General features: G+C 39.4%; 24 protein-coding genes. 12 read left to right on the top strand and 12 right to left on the bottom strand.

What is annotated here, in order from left to right:
- From EJ103_RS07400 to EJ103_RS07365, 8 genes are all read left to right on the top strand, one after another.
- Positions 1-429 carry a hypothetical protein gene (locus tag EJ103_RS07400; protein ID WP_126006825.1) on the top strand — a complete coding sequence of 143 codons (429 nt, stop codon included), beginning with the start codon at positions 1-3 and terminating at the stop codon, positions 427-429.
- Between the two features lie 190 nt (positions 430-619).
- Positions 620-1,324, top strand: a complete 705-nt coding sequence (locus tag EJ103_RS07395) for a hypothetical protein (protein WP_055253336.1) — start codon at positions 620-622, stop codon at positions 1,322-1,324.
- A gap of 239 nt (positions 1,325-1,563) precedes the next feature.
- Complete coding sequence (locus EJ103_RS07390; RefSeq protein WP_126006823.1) at positions 1,564-2,112, top strand: 3'-5' exonuclease; 549 nt, start codon at positions 1,564-1,566, stop codon at positions 2,110-2,112.
- Entirely contained in the window at positions 2,112-2,567 is a 456-nt protein-coding gene (locus tag EJ103_RS07385; RefSeq protein WP_126006821.1) for a hypothetical protein, read from the top strand. The genes EJ103_RS07390 and EJ103_RS07385 overlap by 1 nt, the downstream gene beginning before the upstream one ends.
- Before the next feature lie 134 nt (positions 2,568-2,701).
- The gene (locus tag EJ103_RS07380) at positions 2,702-3,304 is read left to right on the top strand and encodes a helix-turn-helix transcriptional regulator (RefSeq protein WP_126006819.1); all 603 of its coding nucleotides are present in this window, start codon (positions 2,702-2,704) and stop codon (positions 3,302-3,304) included.
- 28 nt (positions 3,305-3,332) lie between these two features.
- On the top strand, positions 3,333-3,743 hold the full coding sequence (locus EJ103_RS07375) for a DUF3310 domain-containing protein (protein ID WP_126006817.1): 411 nt from the start codon (positions 3,333-3,335) through the stop codon (positions 3,741-3,743).
- 1 nt (position 3,744) lies between these two features.
- Entirely contained in the window at positions 3,745-3,927 is a 183-nt protein-coding gene (locus EJ103_RS07370; protein ID WP_055253325.1) for a hypothetical protein, read from the top strand.
- 11 nt (positions 3,928-3,938) lie between these two features.
- A complete protein-coding gene (locus EJ103_RS07365) occupies positions 3,939-4,805 on the top strand; it encodes an FAD-dependent thymidylate synthase (RefSeq protein ID WP_126006815.1) in 867 nt (288 codons plus the stop codon).
- A gap of 44 nt (positions 4,806-4,849) precedes the next feature.
- Here the strand turns inward: EJ103_RS07365 and EJ103_RS07360 are convergent, their stop codons facing one another.
- The 3 genes from EJ103_RS07360 to EJ103_RS07350 all read right to left on the bottom strand — a co-directional run bounded on the left by EJ103_RS07360 (position 4,850) and on the right by EJ103_RS07350 (position 7,652).
- A complete protein-coding gene (locus EJ103_RS07360) occupies positions 4,850-5,401 on the bottom strand; it encodes a hypothetical protein (protein ID WP_126006813.1) in 552 nt (183 codons plus the stop codon).
- Between the two features lie 107 nt (positions 5,402-5,508).
- Positions 5,509-5,874 (bottom strand): S24 family peptidase, encoded by a 366-nt coding sequence (locus tag EJ103_RS07355; RefSeq protein WP_126006812.1) that lies wholly within the window; start codon positions 5,872-5,874, stop codon positions 5,509-5,511.
- Between the two features lie 155 nt (positions 5,875-6,029).
- A complete protein-coding gene (locus tag EJ103_RS07350; protein ID WP_126006810.1) occupies positions 6,030-7,652 on the bottom strand; it encodes a methyl-accepting chemotaxis protein in 1,623 nt (540 codons plus the stop codon).
- 213 nt (positions 7,653-7,865) lie between these two features.
- Between EJ103_RS07350 and EJ103_RS07345 the strand changes: the two genes are divergently transcribed.
- Positions 7,866-10,385, top strand: coding sequence for a bifunctional diguanylate cyclase/phosphodiesterase (locus EJ103_RS07345; protein WP_126006808.1), 2,520 nt, complete (start codon positions 7,866-7,868; stop codon positions 10,383-10,385).
- A 104-nt stretch (positions 10,386-10,489) separates the two neighbouring features.
- Here EJ103_RS07345 and EJ103_RS07340 read toward each other — a convergent pair whose 3' ends face one another.
- The 4 genes from EJ103_RS07340 to EJ103_RS07325 form a co-directional block, all read right to left on the bottom strand.
- Positions 10,490-10,924 carry a thermonuclease family protein gene (locus EJ103_RS07340; protein ID WP_164521616.1) on the bottom strand — a complete coding sequence of 145 codons (435 nt, stop codon included), beginning with the start codon at positions 10,922-10,924 and terminating at the stop codon, positions 10,490-10,492.
- 249 nt (positions 10,925-11,173) lie between these two features.
- Positions 11,174-12,085 carry a hypothetical protein gene (locus EJ103_RS07335; RefSeq protein WP_164521615.1) on the bottom strand — a complete coding sequence of 304 codons (912 nt, stop codon included), beginning with the start codon at positions 12,083-12,085 and terminating at the stop codon, positions 11,174-11,176.
- Positions 12,063-13,049 (bottom strand): DGQHR domain-containing protein, encoded by a 987-nt coding sequence (locus tag EJ103_RS07330; protein WP_126006805.1) that lies wholly within the window; start codon positions 13,047-13,049, stop codon positions 12,063-12,065. Before EJ103_RS07330 ends, EJ103_RS07335 begins: the two co-directional genes overlap by 23 nt.
- A gap of 278 nt (positions 13,050-13,327) precedes the next feature.
- On the bottom strand, positions 13,328-15,235 hold the full coding sequence (locus tag EJ103_RS07325; protein WP_126006802.1) for a beta-ketoacyl synthase: 1,908 nt from the start codon (positions 15,233-15,235) through the stop codon (positions 13,328-13,330).
- 124 nt (positions 15,236-15,359) lie between these two features.
- Here EJ103_RS07325 and EJ103_RS07320 point away from each other — a divergent pair, with 124 nt between their 5' ends.
- Complete coding sequence (locus EJ103_RS07320) at positions 15,360-16,370, top strand: helix-turn-helix domain-containing protein (protein ID WP_126006800.1); 1,011 nt, start codon at positions 15,360-15,362, stop codon at positions 16,368-16,370.
- 75 nt (positions 16,371-16,445) lie between these two features.
- A complete protein-coding gene (locus tag EJ103_RS07315; protein WP_126006799.1) occupies positions 16,446-17,672 on the top strand; it encodes an EAL domain-containing protein in 1,227 nt (408 codons plus the stop codon).
- Between the two features lie 44 nt (positions 17,673-17,716).
- Here EJ103_RS07315 and EJ103_RS07310 read toward each other — a convergent pair whose 3' ends face one another.
- From EJ103_RS07310 to EJ103_RS07300, 3 genes are read right to left on the bottom strand one after another with little or no spacing between them, the layout of a single operon-like run.
- Entirely contained in the window at positions 17,717-18,229 is a 513-nt protein-coding gene (locus tag EJ103_RS07310) for an MgtC/SapB family protein (protein WP_126006797.1), read from the bottom strand.
- Positions 18,230-18,246: 17 nt separating this feature from the next.
- Positions 18,247-19,356, bottom strand: a complete 1,110-nt coding sequence (locus tag EJ103_RS07305) for a GNAT family N-acetyltransferase/peptidase C39 family protein (protein WP_126006795.1) — start codon at positions 19,354-19,356, stop codon at positions 18,247-18,249.
- Positions 19,357-19,359: 3 nt separating this feature from the next.
- The gene (locus tag EJ103_RS07300; protein WP_126006793.1) at positions 19,360-20,754 is read right to left on the bottom strand and encodes a RimK family protein; all 1,395 of its coding nucleotides are present in this window, start codon (positions 20,752-20,754) and stop codon (positions 19,360-19,362) included.
- 305 nt (positions 20,755-21,059) lie between these two features.
- Between EJ103_RS07300 and EJ103_RS07295 the strand changes: the two genes are divergently transcribed.
- Positions 21,060-21,401, top strand: a complete 342-nt coding sequence (locus EJ103_RS07295; protein ID WP_126006791.1) for a zinc ribbon domain-containing protein YjdM — start codon at positions 21,060-21,062, stop codon at positions 21,399-21,401.
- A gap of 156 nt (positions 21,402-21,557) precedes the next feature.
- On the opposite strand, the gene EJ103_RS07290 is transcribed toward EJ103_RS07295, so the two are convergent.
- Entirely contained in the window at positions 21,558-22,052 is a 495-nt protein-coding gene (locus EJ103_RS07290; protein ID WP_004587815.1) for a transposase, read from the bottom strand.
- 197 nt (positions 22,053-22,249) lie between these two features.
- Positions 22,250-22,726 carry a GreA/GreB family elongation factor gene (locus EJ103_RS07285; protein ID WP_126006789.1) on the bottom strand — a complete coding sequence of 159 codons (477 nt, stop codon included), beginning with the start codon at positions 22,724-22,726 and terminating at the stop codon, positions 22,250-22,252.
- Between the last annotated feature and the right edge of the window lie 13 nt (positions 22,727-22,739).

The following is a 22,739-nucleotide window of genomic DNA, read 5'->3' as shown; positions in this document are numbered from 1 at the left end:
ATGTCAGCAGCAGAGAAATTAAATGAAGAATTTGACCTATCAGATGTACCAGCTAGCGAGTTACCAGACCGCAAGGCTGTAGTCACAGAGTTATTTCGCGTTCGTCGCGAGATAGCTCTAATTGAAGCAGAGCAATTAAAAACCCTGAAAGAGCGTAAAACCGAGCTTGAGAACTACCTAAAGGCAACCTTAGAAGTAGGCGAAAAAGTGGCTTACGTTGGCGTAGGCGCTGTATCTATGAGCGAAGAAACACAACCCTCTGTTACGGATTGGGACGCATTGTACGAGCACATTAAAGACAATGATGCGTTTTACCTTCTACAGCGTAAAGTCAATGCAGCACCATTTAGAGAGCTTATCTCGATGGGCGACACACTAGCGGGGGTACAACCTGTACAAGTGCGAAAACTATCGGTACGAAAAAATTAATTAGTAACACTGTTGACTTGAATTAACAGTGATACTAATATTGCGGCCTCAACTGGTTCTCTCTATGTACTTGTTGTGGTTGCTTGCTAACCCCCTACTTCCTAGTCAGTTGTTGGGGGTTTTTCGATCAAACTATTTGATCCAATGACTCATTAACGATTAACAAATAACGAATATAAGGAATACCATCATGGCGAATAACACTAACGTAGCTGTTCAAGCGGAAAAATTCGGCGGTGTAGCAACTATCGAAGAACGTGGCGATTACGTTGGCCGTGGCTCAGAGAATGTAACCACAGACGATTTAGCCATTCCTCGCTTGAAACTGTTACAAATGATCAACCCAGAAGTAGAGCCTGGCAACCCTAAACAAGTTGAAGGTGCGCAAGCTGGTATGATCATGAATAGCGTTACAGAAGAACTGTACACGTCGCTTTTTCTAATCAATTTAAGCTTTACGAAGAAAATCGTTGTATGGCGTAAGCGTAAGTTAGGTGGCGGTATGGTCGGTTCATATGACACAGAACAAGAAGCCCTAGACGCACTAGAAGAACAAGGTCTAGCGGTTAAAGACCATGATATTTCTGAGAACCCTACTCACCTAGTATTACTTCTAGACGACGAAGGTAATCCGAAATCTGTTGCACTACTTGATATGCCGGGGGTTAAAGTCAAAAAGTCACGTATCTGGAATACCCTGATTAATGACGAAGAAAAACAAGGCAACCCTCGCTTTGGTTGTGTGTGGCAATTAGGCGTTGTGTCTGAGTCTAATAGCTCAGGTAATTTCTTCAACTACGACGTATCACTTGTAGCTCATGCTCCTGACGAGTTATACGATCAAGCTGTTGAAATGTATAGCGCTTTATTTGCTTCAAAGACCGAAGCAGCATAATAGCCCTACCACTTTAGGGCATTGGCCGACTCGTTTTAGGGTCGGCTTTTTTGTGTGAAACATTAAAACAAAATGAATGAATGTTTAAAGTTTGATCATAAAAATTTACTATTTTTTGAATCTTTAGTTAACAATTAATTTTTTATTAGATTTCATAAAATTAACACCTCAAAACACCTTTACAATACTTTACATTAGCGCCTTAAATTTTTGGTGGCCAATGGTAAAAGGAGAATATAATGGTCAGCGATTACATGGTGGACATCGAGTCTATGGGCACGAACGCAGGTGACGCGATTCTGTCAATCGGCATTGTTCCAATGGATTTAAAAAGCAAAAAGATACGCAAAGGTTACTACACTCGTATTAGCCTCGAAGATAGCCAAAAAGCGGGTTTCCGCATCGACGCGAGCACCGTCCTATGGTGGCTACAGCAAGAGCAAGCAGCGCGTGACGAGTTCAAGGGTAACTACGCACATAAGCCAGTTAAAGACGCACTAATCGAGCTAAGCGAGTTTATCGCTGAACAATCGAAAGATGTACCTGCCGACGAAATTCGCCTGTGGGGTAATGGCGCAACGATGGACAATGTGCTGATAGCCGAAGCCTACAAGATTTGTGGCCTCCCCCGCCCTTGGTCATACCGAGGTGACATGTGCTACCGCACTATCAAAAACCTAACACCACACGTTGAGCGAGTTGAGCCGACTGTTGCTCATCACGCATTATTCGATGCGGAGGCACAAGCACTTACTCTATTCAAACGACTAGAGGCGTTAGGCCTGTAATGATTGAGTCACAGTACACAGCGAACGTCGGCAAGAAGCTGAGTTCTGACATAATGCGTACGTGGAAAATCAACGATAATTTCGCGGGTGGCGTACCTGACGCATTTTATCGGCACCGCAATGGAAAACGCCCATTATGGGCTGAGTACAAATTCATAAAGACACTACCCAAGCGGCCTACGACGTTCGTTAAGCCCAACTTATCTGCACAGCAGCTATTGTGGCTTAATGAAGCTGTAGAGGCCAATGAGCTTGCAGTAGTGATCATCGGCTGCGAAGCCATAAAACATCAACGACAAGTTTGTGGTGTTGTCCTAACTGACCCTAGCGAATGGGTTAACGGCATAACCGCCGAAGAATTTGCCAATCGTGCAGAAAAATTAAACTACACAGCTATAGCAGCATTTATTGAGGAAACTACATTAGAGGGGGGGCTTTCAGACCATCGATTATAAGGAGGCTAGATCGGCTGGAGGCCACTCCGAATGTGGTGTTCATGTCTTAGCAAACGTTAACATATGCGTTGACATGTAACAGTGCTACTGTTAAATTATGTATAAGCAACACAACCACAACGGGGATTTTTAAGATGGAATACAGTAATGATGTACTAAAGAAAGTACAGCTTGCATGGTCATCCCATAAAGATGCTACGGCGCTAAGTCAGGCCAGAGCAGCAAAAGCTATGGGCATGAACCAGTCGGCTTTCAGTCAATATCTGAGAGGGACGATTCCGCTTAACACTGACTTTTTGACCAAGTTCACTGCTTTTACAGGGCTAGAACTATCTGACTTCGGTGCTTCCTCGGACACTGTTCCCGAGAAGCCGTTACGGGTATTAGCAACATTGTCGGGTCGTAAACCAACGAACCCGTCAGTGCTTGTAGAAACCATACTCGAATGCGACGAGTCGTATTTCATAGAAGTGGATTACGACGACTTCGGCCTAAGAAAAGGGTCAATGCTGCTCGTTAACCCAAAGGGTAACGTACGAGCTGGCGACAGAGTGGTTTACCTTCGTAAGAAGGGACAACCAATTGTGTTTGGTGAGCTATCAGAAACCGAAGAAGGCTGGGAGATCTTGGAACAACTCTGGCAAGGTGGAAGACGCTATTTAGTTGACCCTAAAGACGACGTTTTTAGAGTCGTGTCTGTATATAATCCGCAAGCTAGGGGGAGAAAATTTAGATAGAGTACGAGTGTGTACTAAAGGAATTTAAATGCCTGACTCAGCACAACAACACGACATTATAGAAAAATCGCCCCACTACAATACCCGTTCAGTGGAGGCTATTCACTTTATTAGGCATATGGATTTTGCAACAGGTAACGCGTTTAAATACATTTGGCGCTATGGCCTGAAAGACACAACCGACTTGGAACGCGGAAAAAGAAATTATTACATTAAGAACGCTCTTATATACAGACCCAACTTTGTATCTGAGGACGTTGGCTATTGCATGATTCGCATGTTATCAGCAATGGCTGAAGAATTTGAAAGAGAACAATTCGAGCTTTTAGTTGCCCTTATATCTGCCTCTATGGGTGACTACGAAATGTTAATCGCGCGTGCTAGACAGCTTGAGCTGTTCCCTATCGCCGCAGAACACCTACTACTAAATGGGGGTTAATATGGCTTTTAACGTTGAGTGGGTAACGCTTAACGCTATGGCTAAGGCAACGGGTTACACCGTTGCCGCCCTACGTAGCAAAATTAAGCGTGGACAGCTATTTGAGGAAAAGCACTGGCGCAGAGCGCAAGATGGGCGTTTACTCATACATGTAGAAAATTTTAACGACTGGCTTAAACAGTAACACTAATAAATATGATAACAGTAAAGATTATTGCAGATTTAATCGCAAATGGCGTACGTATTACAACAGCAGAACTAGAGTACCCTAGATTCATTCACGCTGAGCTTATGACTCATCGTGTCTTTTCACGAAACAGTGCAAGCTCGCGCGCTATACCAACAAAGAAAGTGAGACAGCAAGTATGGAATACGCCAGAGTTGCCAATACATTGGGGCGCGAACCAGAGTGGTATGCAAGCCCAAACGACTTTAAAGACCCTCCCGTCATCCTTAGCACGCGCTTTGTGGAAAGGTGCATCGAAAGCGGCATGTATGTTTCATTGGGGGATGGAAAAGGTAAAGCTACACAAACAAGTCTCGAATCGTATATTAGAGGCCTTCCAAACAATGAAGGTTGTGGTTACATCGACGGGGTGGGCGAATTTCTTATGGTTACGCGACCACAAAGACGCACAACCAGAGATACGTGAACTCGCACGTCAAATAAGCACGGCCTTAAATAACAGTGTTCCTAATGAACTAGGCTATCAGGAATGGCACTTACCATACATCACTGATGAAATGCGTGAGAAGTATGAGCTACAAGAGTTACTTATCATTTCTGTTTCGTGCTGCGCGCAGGTTAGCTACCGTACGCTTGATATGTCACTAGACAAGGCGCTGCGTATCTTTGAGTCATTGACCTCGGGCGACCGTGTTCATGCCTCCCCTTTCGAGCATCAAGCTACACCTATTCCTAATTACCATAAGCTAACGAAGGCCAAAGCTAAACGTATTGGTGTTACGCACTTTGACGTAGATGGTGCTCGCTGGTCAGGTAACTTCCGTGGTTGGATTCAGCATAGACAGCTCATTAAGGGGCATGTAGTTATCGATTAACAGATTACGCCCGCTTTTTGCGGGCACATCACACATACTACCTGTTACGGAACTAAGGAAAACTCTTTCTTAAACTCATCGCCCTGTATAGACGAATAGCTAAGCTCCAAAGAGTATTCACGTAATTGCATTAGTATACTGTCATATACCTCTTTTTTCTTCGTTGAAAAGCTGAGTATATTTAAGGAAGAATTTGCCGAAATACCTAATTCAGAACCAATTTCTAATTTAATCCACCCACCTATAGCTAAAATTTGCTCTTGAAGAACTTTAACTGTGAGCTCCTGCTCGCCTCGCGTAACCGTATACTTAAAATTAATTGCAGAACCAGTACCATAGTTTTTGAGACTAAACTTATATGCAAACTTGTCCTCATCAAGCGCTATGAACCTTTCAATCACAGGCGTTATTGAACTCATATAAATTTTTCTATTATGTTTTAGACCATTACTTGCATACCATAAAGTACCGAGCGTAGCGCCAAGTGTAAGTAGATCTTTTAGCTCTACTTTAAACTCGAAGCCTTGACCAATTATTACCCCCGCAATCAAGACCAAACAAACAATTACGAAATATAAGCTACCGCTACTACTCATAGATATTTAAACCTGAACATAAAATAAAACTACAGTATACAGTTTTTTGCGAAGTTTAAAGCCTATTCCCTTTTACAACAAAATATACGATCCAATAAAATTTCGAGCTACCCCAACCTAGAACTGCCCCTGTGCATCCTTATCGACTGCGTAACAACCCCTTCTACACAATATTCGTCGGTTGCCTTGATTTTAACTGGCTTATAATCTGGGCTAGCGGACACAAGCTGATTGTTCTTCATATCCGCTAATTTGCATATGAATAAACCGTTGTAGCACGCTACGATGACATCATAATGCTTTACGTTTTGTGCCCTATCGATAATTAATATATCACCGTCATATATTCCTACGCCCTCCATGCTTCGACCGCTGGCACGGCCAATAAACGTAGAATCTTTGATAAAAGCTGAATCTAGCGTGCTTTCTAAGTCTGTAAGTTGAGGCCCAACTTGGGCGTTTTCTGTTAGCATTGTATAAGCACCAAATTTATACTGTATATATACACAGTATAAATGTATAACCATTCTTTTGGTACTTCATTTCATAATTTTGGCATTTTAATATAAATGTAGGTTCTTAACTTACGAGCTAAAAGTAAATACTGTACTCAAACAATAATAAGCCTCTAAAGCTTAAACCTGAGTATAAGCTCGTTTAAACGATCCGCCAATTTTGCAAGTTCAGTACTCGATGCAGATGTCTGGTCCGCGCCCTCTGAAGTTTCCGAAGATAATACTTTAATGAGATTTAAGTTTGTGTCTACTTCTTTAGCGACAGTGGCTTGCTCTTCCGCAGCACTTGCAATCGTTGCACTTTGACTATTAATGTCATTTACGAGTAATAAAATCTCTTCAAAAGCAGCCCCGGCATCTTCCGCGACTCTAAGGCTAGACGTGCTAAGTTCGCTGCTTTTATTCATGCTGCTCTCAGTTTTAACTGTAACCTCATCCACTGACTTAAGCATCTTTTCTATGTCTTTTGTTGACTCTTGGGTTCTATAAGCAAGTGCACGGACTTCATCAGCTACCACAGCGAAACCACGCCCATTTTCACCAGCTCTTGCTGCCTCAATAGCTGCATTTAATGCCAATAAATTAGTCTGTTCAGCTATGCTACGTATTACTTCTAAAACGGTTGATATATCTTTTATGTTATTGACTAACTGGCGTACACTTTGCCCAGATATTTTGATGTCAGACCTCAATAATTTAATTGAGTTTATTGTATCTAATATCTTTTCTTTTCCAGCTACAGTTTTCTTGTTTGCTACTTCGACACTGTTACTAGTATATGATGCAGTTTTAGCTACCTCTTCAATTGCAGATCTAAGTTGACTAACAGCACTAGCAGCCATATTTATTTGGTCGCTTTGCTTATCAACTGTATCTGAGGAGTGAGCAGTTACAACATTTAGCTCTTCAGAGGTAGATGCTAATTGCTCTGAAGAAGTTCCGATGCGCGATAGAGCATCTCTAAGTTTATTTTGCATTTCAGCAAGAGCTCTTAATAAGTCAGCGGCCTCGTCCCTAGCAGGATCGATAATTTCCTGGGTCAAATCACCACTTGCAATTTTTTCAGCTATGGCAACGGCCCTACGAAGGGGTAGAACTAAACTTTTTGTATAAATGTATGCCAAAACCAACGTAGCCAAAACTGACAAAAATAGACTGAAGACGACAAGTCTTTTGGATGAAACAAAAGTACTTTTTGCCTCTAGACCGTTTTCATTTGCTCTAGCTCTTTGAAAGTCTGAAAATTCATCTAAAGCAAGGCGCAACTCTCTCGCTATAGGCATGAATGACTCTTCCCGAAGTGATACAAAATTTTCTATTTTTTTGTTGTCTACTAGTGAATATAGAGCTGGGAGCTGAGATAACATCTCATTATGTAAAGCCTTTACTTTTTTTAATATTATATTTGATTCAGGTGTTTTTGAGTAACGAGACATCTCTTCTTCATACTCGGTGTAATGCAGATTGATTTTCCTCATTCTATTTTTAAGATATGAAATTTTTTCTGTTGTGCTGACATCAGATAATTCATTGATTATAACCTGCATCAGAAGTACGTCTCTTCGGAGCTCACTTAGAGTAATTATAGCGGGCAACCTATGGGAGGCTATCACTTCGGTAGTTTGGTTAAGTTTCGATAGCTGTGCAAAAGCACCTGCGGCGACAAGCACGGTAATTATTGCTGTTACGGCGAAAGTGGATAGAGTTCTAAAGCCTATTCGTAAATTTCTAATCATTACAATTCCTATTAATAGTATTTTTAATAGTTTCCATGTAATAATTTATTCCTATACAATATAAATACAACAACCATTAAGTAGTACATAATACACATTAAGTACCTATTAACATAGTGACTTTAATTATTATTTTTACTTTATGTTTAATTGAATTATGGATATCTGCCTTCTAAACTAAGTGGAGCATGCTAATGAATTTAATGGATATTTATGAGATTTAATGTTTCAAGAAGTGCGTCTAGCATACTGTATAATGCAATTCTGTATTTCCACTGTATTGTTTTTGCCTTGGGAATGGCTGAATCTACTTTTCTTGGGTATGAGTTAATGGAGGTAATTAGCCCAACAGTGGCGGTAAACTCATTAATAATTGCGGCCGTACTATCAATAACGAAGAAAATTGACCTAAGTACTAAGAAGTTTTGCGCCGCTATAGCTTCTGCAAGTGCATTGTGCCTTCTATTTGTACAATTTTCTTTTTTATTTCACATGCAGATTAACTATGACCTATGGGGCATCGATGATAGCCCATTTACATTATCGTTATCAGCTATTTTTACGTTCACTATACTTTCTGCATTTACTATCAAAGCTTTTCACGGAAATGTAAAAGCAATAAAAAACAACAACTTAAATTTAATCATATTAATAATTGTATTAACTGGATCAGTAGTGTGGCATCAGGTATCTTTAAAACTAGTCAAATCTCAAGATGCCAGTGCAAGAGAAAAAGTGCACCTAGTCGGATCTATGTTGAACAACTCTTTACTCGCACAGAAAAAAGCTCTAGCTAGACTAAAAAACAGGGTAGAAAAAGTTAATTTCGAAGATTTCAGACGTCTAATTAGAATAGATGCAATGAACTATAAAGCGGATTATGATGTAATTAAAGGGGTTTTAGTACTTGATGATGAGCTCCAGCATATCGCAACTGATAGTTTTTCCACAAATTTTTTCACAGAAGGAATGATTAATAAACCTACGATAAGTTCGTGGATAAAAGGCGATTCAGAGGAAGTTCGATTCGCAGCCAACTCTCTCAGCTTGGACTCGGATACACCAATTTTAATGTTTCTGGCTCGCGTTACACTCGCTGATCAAAATCGTTACTATGTATTAAATTTATTAGATATGAACTTACTGATAGAGAAAAATTATTTAAAATATCTTGGTCAATTTGATGCATTTTTAGAATTGACACCAGGCACTTACTTTTCAGTCGATTATAAAAATAAAACTCGAGTTGAATTGAGCGAGCTAACTAGTCGTTATATTAACTTTATTATGGAAAAGATAAACGTAATGGATTTAGTAGAACATAAAGTTTATAACTTTCTAAGTGATTATAAGGCAATACATGTAAGCACAATAATTGACCAATCAATATTATGGCTCACTTTCCTATTCGTATTTATCTTTACACTAGTTGCAGACTCTTCAAGAATCTTAGAGTTTAATGCAAATCACGATGAATTAACTGGTTTTTTAAAACTAAAAAGTTTAAAAGATAAGTTTTCAGAGTATTGTTCAATAAAGAAATGCAATAATTTTGCAGTAGTTATAATCAAAATAGACTTTTTTGATGAGATACAAAACTCTTTAGGCTATGAAATTAGTGATCAAATAACAAAACAAACTGCTGAAAAAATAAAGGCTAATAGTGGCAATCATGTGCTAATATCAAAAGGATTTAATAATAGTTTTGTTTTATATTATATCAATACTTCAGAAGTTTTTCTTACACACAAAGTTGAAGCTATACTACTTGAATTATCGAAATTTTATTGCATTGACAAATTTGAGCTCAACCTAACATCAAGCGCTGGAGTTGTTTATTACGATAGCCCTAAATCATTTAATTTTAAACTAAACTTACAACAAGCCAACATCGCACTTGAAAGGTCTATGGAACTTGGAGGTAATCAAATACAAATTTATAAACAATCTATGGATGATAAATTTAATGAAAAGACTACCATCCGTAATAAGCTAGATTCAGCGCTCAAGAACAACGAATTACAAGTATTTTATCAACCTATACATAACTTAAGTGGGAACCAAGTTGTAGCGGTTGAAGCGCTAGTTAGGTGGCCTCACCAAGATGGATGGATTTCCCCAGCGAAGTTTATACCCATAGCTGAAACTACAGGTCAAATAGTACAAGTAGGTAAATACGTTTTAAATCAAGTTATTCGTGACATCGGTCATTACCCTGAGTTACAAAAAATAAGCGTGGCTGTTAACTTTTCAACCAAACAACTCATTAAAGAAAATTTTGCAATTGATTTACAGTACCAGCTTACACAAAACAATATCGATTACCGTAAATTTACAATAGAGGTTACTGAGTCTGCCTTTCAAGAGAAAACCACGATAGAAAAAACATTGACTCAACTAATCGCCTCGGGCCTTAATGTTGCTATCGACGACTTTGGGACTGGTTTTTCAAGCTTATCTTACCTAGCTAACCAGCCAGCAAACATTATTAAAATAGACAGGGAGTTCACTTTAGGAGCCGATAAAAATACTAAAGAACAAAAGCTTTTAGATACTATAATCACTATTTGTTACGACTTAGGCAAGAATGTAGTGGTTGAAGGGGTTGAGGATGAAAAGCTAATTAACCATTTATCTAGGTACAAAGATATTAGAATCCAAGGATACTTTTTTTCAAAACCGCTCCCAGTTGATCAGGTTGCTGAATATATTAGGGCCACAATATCTAAGTAGTTTATCAAGTATGAAAATAACTCAATGTATTCATACTCCTAATACCATGGAACAGGAGCTTTTATCACCTATTTTTGGGCCGAAGCAACCAACAGGTTCGTTGCCTAAACGCACCAGCTACGAGCTTTAGTGCCACCATCGTAAGCAACACCCAAGCCTGACTTGATTAGAATGTCAGTCAGGCTTTTGTTATCCACGTATACGTCAGCAACTATCCTAAAATACTTACCACGCTTTGTATTCCTAAGCTCAATAACCTTTGCCGAACGTAAAGCTTCAACGGTTACTTGCTTTGCTTGGCGAGCTAGATCTTTTTCTTGCTTACACTTGCCGCGCATCTCTGGCGTATCGACACCAGCTACTCGAATGCCGATTCGCTCCCCTATTAAGGAATGAAGTCCTCTTATGTTAGCTCTAAAGGTATCGCCGTCATAGATTGAGGTTACTTCTGAGACTATCAAAGTGCCATGATTCTTGTTTCTTATACTTTCAGCGTTAGCTGTGAAGGACAACAAAAGTAATAAAGCGAATAATCTCACGCGACCTCTCAATGATATTAACTCGTTATTTTGTACCAATTTAAGTTAAGATCTTAAAACTTGCAACTTTTGTCGTGTGGTGATGATTAAAAATATTGAGCTTTGGGGTAAAAGACTCAGTGCTTTTTGAGTCTTTATGGTCAAAAAAGTGGATCCAGGCTGGGTCTGTATTTATAATAAAATATTAGGGCATAAACTATGACTTGGTATATCAATCGATCCAGAGAAGTAAGTATTTAAAATCTATTTTCAAACATTAAATATCTTCTTTATGATGTTCGTATAAGATATATTTAAAACCTCATAAACATAACCGATACTAGATGTAATATTCTCTTCACTAGGATGTAGAGTGTTATTACTAAACCTCTTGATACTTGAACCTGGACTTTTCAGCATTTTTATAAAATCACTAGCTAATTTATCTCCCTTTACCCCATAGAGGTTAATCGCACTATAATTCCATTCGTTTCTTACTGTGCTTGGTAGCCTCCATTTGGTACTATCAGAGCTAATAATATCCTTGAAACGATGTAAACTTATCTCGTTAGATTCAACTTTAACTTCTCGAAAAACACCATATAAGTTATGCCAAGCCACCTTGTGAGGTTTTGCTGCAGTCCTAGCAAGCCTTAAACAAACTTCATTTTGAAATTCACTCAGTGAAACAGTGATAGCAAGACTTGCATCACTATCTGATTTGAATGAACTAGGATTACCTTCAACTGTATTTGACAATAATGATTGAATATTACTAGCTGTTAAGTTAGTTATAAATTGGCCGCTTAACTTTGCTATATCACACGCAAGAAAATATGAAGCGTAATAAGTTGAGACAAGTATCCATGCAGCTTGTTGATCTGATTCTATCTGGGACTGAATATTTTGATTCTGCCGTTCAACTCTTTCTTTACCAAAAAATAAATCTGTAATTATAGCTGATAAATAATCTGACTTTTTCATTTTAACTTCAAGTACACTTGAACTAATGACAGAAACTTCTTTATCAACATGGTTGTTAATTAATGATTCCTTAAAAGTTCCTGAAAATGAATACCTAGTTGGGTTATCACCATATGTATAGTTCAGTGAGCTTAAACTTTTGAGTACTTTATTTGTTAATGCTTGTGAAATCATTTTAGAGAAGATCTGTTGGCTCACCCATCCTTTTACTATAAATATCGAGTAAATCAGAAAACTCTTTTGCCATACCACTTACCGTGGCTTGGTTTGAACCTGAGTGCTTGGAAAAGTCAATTGGTTTTATTCCAGTTAATATGTTTTTCATTGAAGAGCTAGAGTAACTTTTATGGTGGGTCAATGACATACGACATACTTTATCAAAAATTTTAAAAATTGCCTGAAAAAATGCAGATGTTGTCAACCTATCATTATTCCCATCGATTTCTTCTAGAACACCTTCTGTCGCTGAAAGATAATTAATTAATAGTTTTTTCTTATCTTCAAATGAGAACTGAGATAAAACATCGCCTTCAAGTAATGGATCAATTGCATCTTTAAAAGGGACTAAAGTAACTTTCCCACGAGCAGAAGCTGTTGCGCTCGTTCTTCCGTACAACGGTGACTCAGGAGATGAACCGAGTTCAGAGAAAAGTTTACTTCGAAGTGTATCAATGGAAGTTTCGTCTTCAGCTAGAAACTTCATCAATTCAATTCTTAGTGTTTTAGGAACACCCTTTTGGGTTGAATTAATGTCAATAAAATATTGCACCTCAGCTTTTTGATCTAACCCATTAAAAATACAAACAGGCAGTAGAACATCTGTTTTTGCTATATGTGACCCATATAGTCTATGTTGCCCATCAATAACAAAAAGAGAGTTATTGTCTAAAGTCATAGACAATTCGTTATTTTCATAGCTAATTTCTACGCCTTGTTGTGTACTCAAAATGATTGCACCGGGAATGATATTTCCTGAGTCTAAATATTCAGCAATAGATTTAGCACGACTCTCATTAAGATGTCTTTGATATCCTTTATCAGGGTTCTCGTTTACTCTTGATACTTTTGAAAAACTAAAAATTTCTTTTGCTGTCATAGCTGTAAGATATACTTCAACACTTTCGTTGCCTATATTAAAAGCGGGTTTCTTAATTTCTCTCACGTTATCTTTCCCTTAACATTTTTGTACATAGTAAGTAATGCGGAGTATTAGTTCAAGGTTATATTCAGCTCATACCTAAACAATACAGAAACTATATTTCATCTTTATAACTTTAGAATAAAAAAGTGGGTCCACTGTGGGTCCATTTCGGGTCTATTTTTGGGGATGGGTCCATGTTGGGTCTGTACCGATTATAAGCTTTGATAACTTATGTCTACGCTACAGCCCAGCAAAAACGGGGGGTATAAAATTATGCTAACCTATGCAAAACTCATCTTCTAAAACATATCTTGATAGGAGTTGGTTGTATTAAACGAAATTGCTTTATCAAAACCGGGAAGCTCTATTCCGTCTTCGCCAATTACAATGTCGTTATCGTTAATGGCGCCATCACCAAAACGATATACTAATTCGTACTTTCCAAGGTCAGCTTGCGCTTTATAGGTATTTCGCGCAGCAACAACGGATGTGTTTTTATCAGCGTAATCACTCAGCGCTTTTTCACCATGGCGTTTAGCAAGCATTTGAAGTGTTACTTTAGCGCTTAGTACAGTAGCAGTGGCGTTATTACCGCCAAAACCTTTTGAGTTTATAAAGGCTATGTCCATGTCGCCACAATCGTAGTGGCTGTTACGTATATCTAAGTGTTCAGCATAAACATCGTCGGCAACTTTATCTATGGTAGTAATGCCCGGCATAATATTATGGCTAAATACACCCAGTGCAATAGCGAGCTGATCGCCACTGGCGGGAGCAATTGTATGCCCTACATAAGCTTTTGGCGCCGTCACTTTCCAGCTATCAATGGCAAACGTTTGTGCCACTTTATGATAAATAAGTGACTCTGTTACTCTATTTTGCGGCGTGCTAGAACCGTGCGCTAAAATAAAGCTGCGCTTTTGTAACGCCTCTTTACCTAATAAACTTGTTGCAAGCGCTGCAGATTTGGCCATTGTAATGTAGTTACCAGGGCCCGGTGAGGTGATTGATTTTTTAATACCATCGGCATTTACAAATACATCAGGTACTGAGCCCATAATGTCTGCACCTAGTTCAAGTGCTAACGCATCGTCCATTAAAATGGCCACTTGTGCGCCTTCACCTAATGTAAAACCACAGTTTTCGCCAAATGGGCGGCTGCTTTTACGGTAATTTGGCTCTTGTTCACTGCTTAAATTATCTAAACGGCGCAGGCCTTCAACATTGGCAAGGGCGCTCATATTACCAAAGCCTTCTACTACTTCAGGCGTAATAGCGCATTCAACACTTGCTACCACCGCAACACGGGTGCGCCCTGCTTGAATATCGTTTACTGCAGCGCGTAAGTTATATAAAAATGTGGCACATGCACCCGAGGTAGAAAACGTAGTACCTACATTACCTGTAACGTATGCGTTTATAAAATCAGTCGACATCGTGTTTAGGCCAAGTGCTAATTGCTTTGTACTAACACGATCGCCCTGCTGGCGTGCTTTAACTAAACCGCCTAATCCTTTGTCGTCCATTTGGCCAATAACCGAGGCTGAATAAGTACCAATTTTATCTGGCTCTACGCTATTCATTATGCGTTGCCAATCAAGACCAGTTGACTTAATGGCATCGTTTGCTGCAAATATAGTGGCTTGCAAACCACGTGGCTGGTAACGGCTGTTATACATTATTGATGGATCAAACCCGGTAGGAAACTGCCCTGCCGATTTAATTGGGTTATCACGGGTAGAATCTAATTTTACATCTAGCTCTGCCGCTATAGTCACTTTTACTTTTTTGCCTTCAAGCTCTTGAACTTTCCAACTGGCAGGCACCGGGGTTGGTAAGTCGCGTGCGCGCGTTTCAAATACAATTGCATTTTCATCAGAGGACTTTAACGTCATCTTTTGCTGCCAAGGCGTGGCATCTGCGTCAAAATGTTCTTTTTCAATTTTACGAATAAGTGTGCCAGCAATAATTTGCTCACCAAAGCGTGCTTCTATGTCGCTTTGCTCAACATCATTACCGTTTGTGTCTTGTAATTGACCATCAACAACGCGTACTAAGTTCATTAATGTGGCGAGGCCTAAAAATGTTTCACTACGAGCTTGTGCGTTTAATGCGTCTAACACGATACGGCGGTAACCTTGATGAAAAGAAGTACGGCCAGCGGCGTTAATACCACCCATGCCTACTATTACGGGTAATGCTGTCATAATTAACCTTTAAAACGTGTTATAGGAGAAGCAAACAGTTTAATTGGATTAACCAAAGCGCTTTGTGCTTTAATAGCCAAATATTCAGCATTAAAGGCCAAAAAGTACTGGTCGGAGCATTCACATGCATAAAAAATCAGTAAACCCAGCGTTAAATATTGCCATAGCAGTGTACCCGCATTTACTTATTACCAGTTTAACACTGCCTATTGAAATGCTAAGAGCGGGTGAGGTTTATGCAAAAGGCCATTTAAGCCACACGGATTTTAGACCGCTTAGTATAAATTTGATTGCTAAAAATAATGAGCCAATACAAAACCGCACTGGGCTTGCCATAGTTCCCGACTGCACCACCCATAACGCGCCCTACAACGACCTAATTATTGTGCCTGGGATTTGGCGAAACCCTCGCCCTGTCGTTCGTACTAATAAAGAAGTGGTTGAATGGCTACAAGAAAGCTTTGAAACCGGCAGTCATATAATTGGTGTAGGTACGGGTAATTGCCTAGTTGCAGAAGCGGGCTTACTGGATGGGCACCCTGCAACAACCCACTGGCATTATGCAAAACAATTTAGCAACGACTACCCGTTAGTGCGCTTAAAGCCCGACTTTTTTATCACCCAGTCTGAGCGCATGTATACGGTGGCAAGTTTAAATGCCCTTGCCGATGTAATCGTTCATATCATTAGCCAATACTATGGCAAAGCAGCAGCTCAACATGTAGAGCGTAACTTTTCGCATGAAGTACGTAAACCATACGAAGATCAGCGTTACCTTGAAGGCGCGGTTGACCGCCATCCAGATGAACTCATAGCGCAAATTCAGTTTTGGCTTAAAACTAATTTAGCCAGCGAGTTAAACTTACAAGAAGTAGCCGCCCAATTTAGTTTGAGTTACCGTACATTTACTCGCCGCTTTAAGCTTGCGACTAATCAAAGCCCTATAGAATATTGGCAACAATTACGGGTAGAAGGCGCTAAAGAGTTATTAGCTTCATCTAATTTAACGATTCAAGAGGTGGCACTTGAGGTCGGCTATAACGACCAAGGTCATTTAACCCGCGTATTTAAAAAAGTGCTTAGCCAAACGCCAAGCGAGTACAGAAAAGTAGTACGAAGAAAACTATTTGGCTAATACAAAGCTGCAATTAAGTGGCTTTTTTCCTTATATAAATTACACTATTAGCTAAAATCCTAGCTAGGTTATTGTATGAGCGATGAAATAAAACAGCACCTTTTTGAACAACAAAATAATGGCTCAGTGGACGAAAAGTTATTAAGGTTACTTTCGCTTGTGCGCAAACATCTTACAATGGATGTGGCGTTTATATCAGAATTTACACAAACAGATCGGGTTTTTAAGGTGGTCGATAATCATACCGATAACCACTGCGTATCAGTAGGTAATTCAGATCCTATTTGTGAGACTTACTGTAAAAAAATTTCAGACAACGACCTTGAACCAATAATTCCTAACACACATAAACACCCTATTACTAAGGTTATGCCGGTCACCAAAAAGTTAAATATAGGCGCTTACATAGGTGTACCGATTGTTTTAGCATCAGGTAAAACCTATGGTACCTTTTGCTGTTATAAAACCACATTTGATGACGATTTAAATGATAGAGATCTGGCTTTTTTAAAACTAATTTCAGAGCTTGCTACCGAGCTCATTGAACAAAGATCACAATCAGACACCATAAGTAATGAAACAAAAATACTGATTGAAAATATTATAAAAACAAATGCCATCACTATTTATTTTCAGCCCATTTTTAACCTAGCGACGAATCGGCTATCGGGTTATGAATCGCTTTCACGCTTTTTTACTCAACCTTACAAAACCCCCGATGTATGGTTTAAAGATGCCGACAACTTAGGACTAGGTGAAGCCCTAGAAATTCTTGCTATACAAAACACCCTACATTGTATGGATGAACTTGCCCCACATGCCTACGTGACTATAAATACATCCCCTGCACATATATTATCGGGCTCAATTAATAATGTATTACAAAATGTTGATTGCACCCGCAGTATATTAGAAGTCACAGAGCACTCGCCTATTTTAGATTACCAAGCTATGCGCGCTGCACTTGAGCCATTGAGAAATAAAGGCGTAAAATTAGCTATTGACGATGTAGGTGCTGGGTTTTCGTCTTTTCAGCACATACTGGAGCTAGAAGCCGATATTATAAAACTTGATATAAGCCTGACTGAAAATATAAATAACGATCAAAGAAAGTTTTTACTCGCAAAAGCATTATGTGGTTTTGCAAAAGCAATTAATTGTACGATTGTAGCTGAAGGTATCGAAAATAAAGAAGAGCTTCTCACATTGAGGCAGCTAAAAGTAGATAACGTCCAAGGCTACTTTATTGGTCGCCCTGCGCCTATTAACGAGGCAATAGAGTACCAAGCAGTCACGCTTTAGCTAATACACTCATATAATAACGCCACTAAATTAGTGGCGTTAAATCAGTGGCTTTCTGTGTCGTTAAAGTCTTTTCGGTAGTAACGTTTTTGATAATTTTTTACTTTAGTGTGCACGCCTTTGCTTAGGCTTTTAAATTTTGCCTCCAGTACATCTACACCGTATAAAATACCAACCACCAGCACCGAAAGTTTAATAGCTGCACCTAAATTGTCGGTGGCTATCATTACGCCAATTGAGGCAAGCACCCAAATGGTTGCAGCAGAGGTTACCCCTACTACAGCGCCGTCTTTTGCAAGCATAACGCCAGCGCCTAAAAAGCCAATGCCTGTAATTATTTGCCCCACTACACGAGAGTGATCAATCACATCGCCTTGTAAGTTAAACGCGGTCGATAAAAACAAATACGTGCCCAGCGTTATGAGCGCAGATGTACGGATACCCACAGGTTTACCGCGCAATTGCCGTTCTAAGCCAATTATGGCACCGCAAAAAGCGGCGGTACTAATGGCCGCCCACGAATAAGGGGCTACATCAATTAAATCTAAAAAAGTCACTCTTTACTTAAAACCTATTAATTATTAGCAATGGCTACTGCGGTTCTTAAACGTTGGCTACCAAATGCTGACATTTTACTAAAATCACTTCGCGCTATAGGCACGTACTGGCAATCTATTGCGAGTTGTTTATCGCTTCCTGGCTCGCAAAACGGGTCGTGAACATACACGCAGTGCTCATCAAGGTGGGTAACGCACACCCAATGGGGCGATTTTTTACCATCAAACCGGTATGTGCTAATTAGTAGCAGCACACTAAAGCCTTGACTTAACCACTGCTCAATATGCTCAAGCTCAACATCTTTATAGCTAAGCGGTATATTTGCCTGCGCTATACCCTCTACAAATTGTTGGTGTACTGTTGAAAGCACCACTTTTTTATTTTCATTACGTACGCCATCTAAAAACAAAGGCTCTGTGGTATTTACCATTACCTCGCTTTTAAAGCCGCGTTTATTAGCCGCCAACGCTAAACCAAACGGATGGCAACCACCGTGACCCGATGTCATAAAAATGGTGGTGCCTTCGCGCCAAAGTGCCAGCTCATGTGATTGGCTAAGCTCGGTTGTTGGCTTAAGTGCCCCCATTGCCATTAATAACGCCGCAGGCCCACAGGTAAACTCGGTAGTTTGTTGGTACCACGGCGTTAACCGCGCTACTTTTAGCTCACACGTTTGGCGAATATTTTTTTGCATTCGCAGTGCATCACTATGATCGTCATAATAATCACTATATTGACCAAACACTCTGTAACCCAAGCTTTTGTAGAGCCCTATCGCACTTTCGTTATTTACCGCCACTTCTAATCGTAAGTAAAGCCGGCCACGCTCACTGGTTTGTTTTTCAAGCTCAGCTAATAGCATTTTGGCAATGCCTTTACCTTGCATTATGGGTTTTACAGCAAGCGAATATAAACGCGCTAAACGTGTGCCTTTATGACACCACACCAGCCCATAGCCGCATACTTGCTCGCCGTTATCTGCAACGAGCAAAATACCGTGCTTAGCACTTAGCCAACGCTTTAAACTGCGTGGGCTCAATTTGTCGTTATTAAAGCAAGCGTTTTCAAGGTCTATTAGTGCGGTTAAATCACTGCTAAGTGCTTTTCGAATAACAAGGTTACTCATGTATTAGCCACGGCCTCGCGCTTCTAGGCGTTGTTTAAATTCGTCCATAATGATCATGTATAGCTCGTCGCCTAAATAGCCATCTTCTACTTTGTGATCAATACTTGGATTGTCATTTACTTCAAGCACGTATGCTTTGCCTTGATGTTCTTTAACATCTACGCCATATAAGCCTTTGCCCACAGTTTTACATGCTTTTAAAGCGGCATCTAAAACAACTTTTGGTAACTCAAAGGTAGGTAGCGTTTCAAAACCACCAGAGAAAAACCGTTTAGCATCATGATTATAAATTTGCCAATGATTACGCGCCATTAAGTAACGACACGCATATATAGCGCGGCCATTTAATACACCTACTCGCCAATCGTATTCTGTATACATGTATTCTTGTGCAAGTACCAATGCGCTATATTCAAACAGCTCGGTTAGTTTAGCTTCAAGCTCACTGCGGTTTGCAACTTTAAATACCCCTTTAGAAAACGACCCTTCAGGCATTTTTAAAACAAGCGGATAGGTAAAAGCCTCTTCTAATTGCTCAAGCGTTTGCGCTGATTGATCAGCCACTACCACCGTTTTTAAGCTCGGCACTTTTTGATAATTAAACGCATCGTGTAAATACACTTTATTACAACAACGTAAAATAGATTCAGCATCATCAATTACTACTAAACCTAGGCTTTGTGCTTTGCTTGCAAGGCGATACGTTGGGTGGTCAATTGCTGTAGTTTGGCGAATAAATAACGCATCAAACTGGGCAATGTTGTCTATTTCTTCAAAGCTTAATGCTTGAGCATTAATACCATGCTTAGCCGCTGCTTTTATAAAGCGGGCTATGGCATCTTTATCGCTCGGTGGTACTTTTTCGTTATGATCAACAAGGATTGCCATATCCCATCTAAAACGGCGCTGCACAGTACCAATGCGCCATTGGGTTTGAGTAAACGTATTTAGTTTCGCTACAAAATTGCTGTATTGCTCGTCGTTTAAAGTGCTAAGCGAACCTTGCTGTAACAAGCCTTGCTCATCTACATATAAAATAGGTGCTGGGTATTGCTTAAATACCGATTTAGCCGCTTTGCTTTGTAGCTCGTTTAAGGCATTACCAAAGTAAATTTCGCCATCAATAGAGCCAATATTTAACATAGGAGCTTGACCGCTTCGAAGCGCGTTTATTGTTTTAACGCTGGGTAATACTTGGTGTTTACGGGCCTCTGCAAGTAATGAGCAATAGTAACCTTTACTCAAGTATTGGCTTGAGTCGCATAAATTAATAATGCGGGTTTTAGGTTCATTATGTTTTGGGTAATCACGTAAGTAACTATTAAACGTAATTACATTGTCGAACGATTGAGCAAGTGTTTGCTCGTTGTTATCAACCACTATTAAGGTTTTAAACACGACTTTTCCTAGTTAAGTCAGAAATATAAAAAGCATGCCTAATAAAATACTCAGCACTATAAATAGAAACACCCAGCGTACTAAGTGGGCATTGCGCGTATCACTTAATACGATGGGTGCTTTAACAAATACCTACTGTAAGTGTTAGCGCTTAAATTGCTTAAGCGACATCTGCTTTATATGCCCTTTTTAAAAACCACACAAACGAGATATTTTTAGCGTGAAGATAAAAAATATTGATTAACTATATTTTCCTATTAATGCAGATTAAAATACGTAAAATTAATATTTTATGAGCGTTAAAAATGTCACACCCTGCCTGTCCACAGTGCGAATCTGAATATGTTTACGAAGACCAACAACTGCTTATTTGCCCTGAATGCGCCTATGAATGGAACCCAAACAGTACAAACGATGAAGACGCAATTTTAGTTAAAGATGCCAATGGCACTATGCTAAGTGATGGCGATAAAGTAACCGTAGCCAAAGATTTAAAAATTAAAGGCAGCTCACAAGTCATTAAAATTGGCACAAAAGCAGTCGTAAGGCGTGTGCTTGATAAAAAAGATCACGAGCTAGATTGCAAAGTAGATGGCATTGGCGAAATGATGGTAACAGCAAAGTTTGTGAAAAAAGCTAATTCGTAGGTCGGATAAAGGGCGAAGCCATGCCATCCGAAGCGTAATAAAGGCCGAAATTATTTCATTTAACAAAAACTTTTGTACAAAACTAAAGTGTATTATGAAGCTATAGCTTTGTCGGATGGCGCTTCGCTTATCCGACCTACGAAATATTTATATTTTTTATCCGCACCAATTATTTGCATAAATACCTTGTTTAACGGCTCTATGAAAACTTGAATAAGGCCAATCAGCTACTTGACTAACTAGGCCATGTTTTAACGGATTAAAATGAACATAGTTAACATGATGCCAATAATCATTATCATCCCTAATAGTATGTTCCCAAAAACGGCGCTGCCAAATTCCACGTTCATTTTTACGTTTCCGTGTTTGAGTTAAAAACTCTGTCTTTGGGAGTGATTTTGAAAATCGCTTTTTAATTTCTCGCCAGCGACTCGAATAATCCACATCATCATCTGGTAAAGTTAAAACTGCATGAAGGTGATCGGGCAGCACAACCCATGCGTCTATATAAAATGGCCTTTGAGATTTAACAAAACGGATAGACTCTCTTAATAAATCGATATGCTCAACCAACAACGATTTATTCCTATCGAGCAAATTAACTGTAAAAAAGTACGTCCCACCTTTTACATAATTACGACGATATTGCATTGCATATCCATTGTATTATTTGTTACGCATTAGACAAATAAAGCGCAAATTTAGGATATATACAACATTGACGTATGTCGGATAAATGGCGAAGCCATGCCATCCGACAATTAATTTATAAGTATAAGCGTTTATTGTATTGATATGGCTTTGTCGGATGGCGCTTAGCTTATCCGACCTACATATAAAACCAATGTTTATAAAATTTCTACCACTTCATATTCATGGTTTTTGCCTGCAATGGTTAGGATTACTTCATCATCAAGCTGTTTGCCTAAAAGTTGTTTACCGAGGGGTGCTTCGGGTGTAACAACTTGAATAGTTTGCCCTTTTACTTCAACCGTTAACCCGCCTGCGGCTGGGCCTAAATAAAACCATTTTTGTAGCTCGTTTTCATCTTCTAAACAAACGAGTGAGCTTATAATCACTTTTTTGTGAGTGGGCTCTTTAAAAATGGCTTCAAACTGTTTAATGCTTTTGTAGCAATCGTTTACACGCTCGGCTTGGCCTTGTGCTAAATAAGCGGCCTCGAGTCCTAGGGTATCGTACTGCGTTTCTGCAACGCTTTCTTCGTGAGTGGCGGCGTCGTGCGCGGCTTTTGCTGCTTGTTTTGCACTGTTTAATTGTGCTTCGAGTGCAAATTTAAGGTGTTCTGTTACGTGGGATTTATTCATGAAAGGCGCTAAT

Source organism: Pseudoalteromonas sp. Xi13 (genome assembly GCF_003952205.1).
In the GTDB taxonomy this organism is placed as follows: Bacteria; Pseudomonadota; Gammaproteobacteria; order Enterobacterales; family Alteromonadaceae; genus Pseudoalteromonas; species Pseudoalteromonas atlantica.
The sequence above is the reverse complement of the archived record's forward strand: the minus strand, read 5'-3'. Positions and strand labels throughout refer to the sequence as shown.

Excerpts from the sequence above, each read along its gene's own strand:
- EJ103_RS07400 (WP_126006825.1), top strand. The coding sequence starts at position 1 with ATGTCAGCAGCAGAGAAATTAAATGAAGAATTTGACCTATCAGATGTA.
- EJ103_RS07395 (WP_055253336.1), top strand. The coding sequence starts at position 620 with ATGGCGAATAACACTAACGTAGCTGTTCAAGCGGAAAAATTCGGCGGT.
- EJ103_RS07390 (WP_126006823.1), top strand. The coding sequence starts at position 1,564 with ATGGTCAGCGATTACATGGTGGACATCGAGTCTATGGGCACGAACGCA.
- EJ103_RS07385 (WP_126006821.1), top strand. The coding sequence starts at position 2,112 with ATGATTGAGTCACAGTACACAGCGAACGTCGGCAAGAAGCTGAGTTCT.
- EJ103_RS07380 (WP_126006819.1), top strand. The coding sequence starts at position 2,702 with ATGGAATACAGTAATGATGTACTAAAGAAAGTACAGCTTGCATGGTCA.
- EJ103_RS07375 (WP_126006817.1), top strand. The coding sequence starts at position 3,333 with ATGCCTGACTCAGCACAACAACACGACATTATAGAAAAATCGCCCCAC.
- EJ103_RS07370 (WP_055253325.1), top strand. The coding sequence starts at position 3,745 with ATGGCTTTTAACGTTGAGTGGGTAACGCTTAACGCTATGGCTAAGGCA.
- EJ103_RS07365 (WP_126006815.1), top strand. The coding sequence starts at position 3,939 with ATGATAACAGTAAAGATTATTGCAGATTTAATCGCAAATGGCGTACGT.
- EJ103_RS07360 (WP_126006813.1), bottom strand. The coding sequence starts at position 5,401 with ATGAGTAGTAGCGGTAGCTTATATTTCGTAATTGTTTGTTTGGTCTTG.
- EJ103_RS07355 (WP_126006812.1), bottom strand. The coding sequence starts at position 5,874 with ATGCTAACAGAAAACGCCCAAGTTGGGCCTCAACTTACAGACTTAGAA.
- EJ103_RS07350 (WP_126006810.1), bottom strand. The coding sequence starts at position 7,652 with ATGATTAGAAATTTACGAATAGGCTTTAGAACTCTATCCACTTTCGCC.
- EJ103_RS07345 (WP_126006808.1), top strand. The coding sequence starts at position 7,866 with ATGAGATTTAATGTTTCAAGAAGTGCGTCTAGCATACTGTATAATGCA.
- EJ103_RS07325 (WP_126006802.1), bottom strand. The coding sequence starts at position 15,235 with ATGACAGCATTACCCGTAATAGTAGGCATGGGTGGTATTAACGCCGCT.
- EJ103_RS07320 (WP_126006800.1), top strand. The coding sequence starts at position 15,360 with ATGCATAAAAAATCAGTAAACCCAGCGTTAAATATTGCCATAGCAGTG.
- EJ103_RS07315 (WP_126006799.1), top strand. The coding sequence starts at position 16,446 with ATGAGCGATGAAATAAAACAGCACCTTTTTGAACAACAAAATAATGGC.
- EJ103_RS07305 (WP_126006795.1), bottom strand. The coding sequence starts at position 19,356 with ATGAGTAACCTTGTTATTCGAAAAGCACTTAGCAGTGATTTAACCGCA.
- EJ103_RS07295 (WP_126006791.1), top strand. The coding sequence starts at position 21,060 with ATGTCACACCCTGCCTGTCCACAGTGCGAATCTGAATATGTTTACGAA.
- EJ103_RS07290 (WP_004587815.1), bottom strand. The coding sequence starts at position 22,052 with ATGCAATATCGTCGTAATTATGTAAAAGGTGGGACGTACTTTTTTACA.
- EJ103_RS07285 (WP_126006789.1), bottom strand. The coding sequence starts at position 22,726 with ATGAATAAATCCCACGTAACAGAACACCTTAAATTTGCACTCGAAGCA.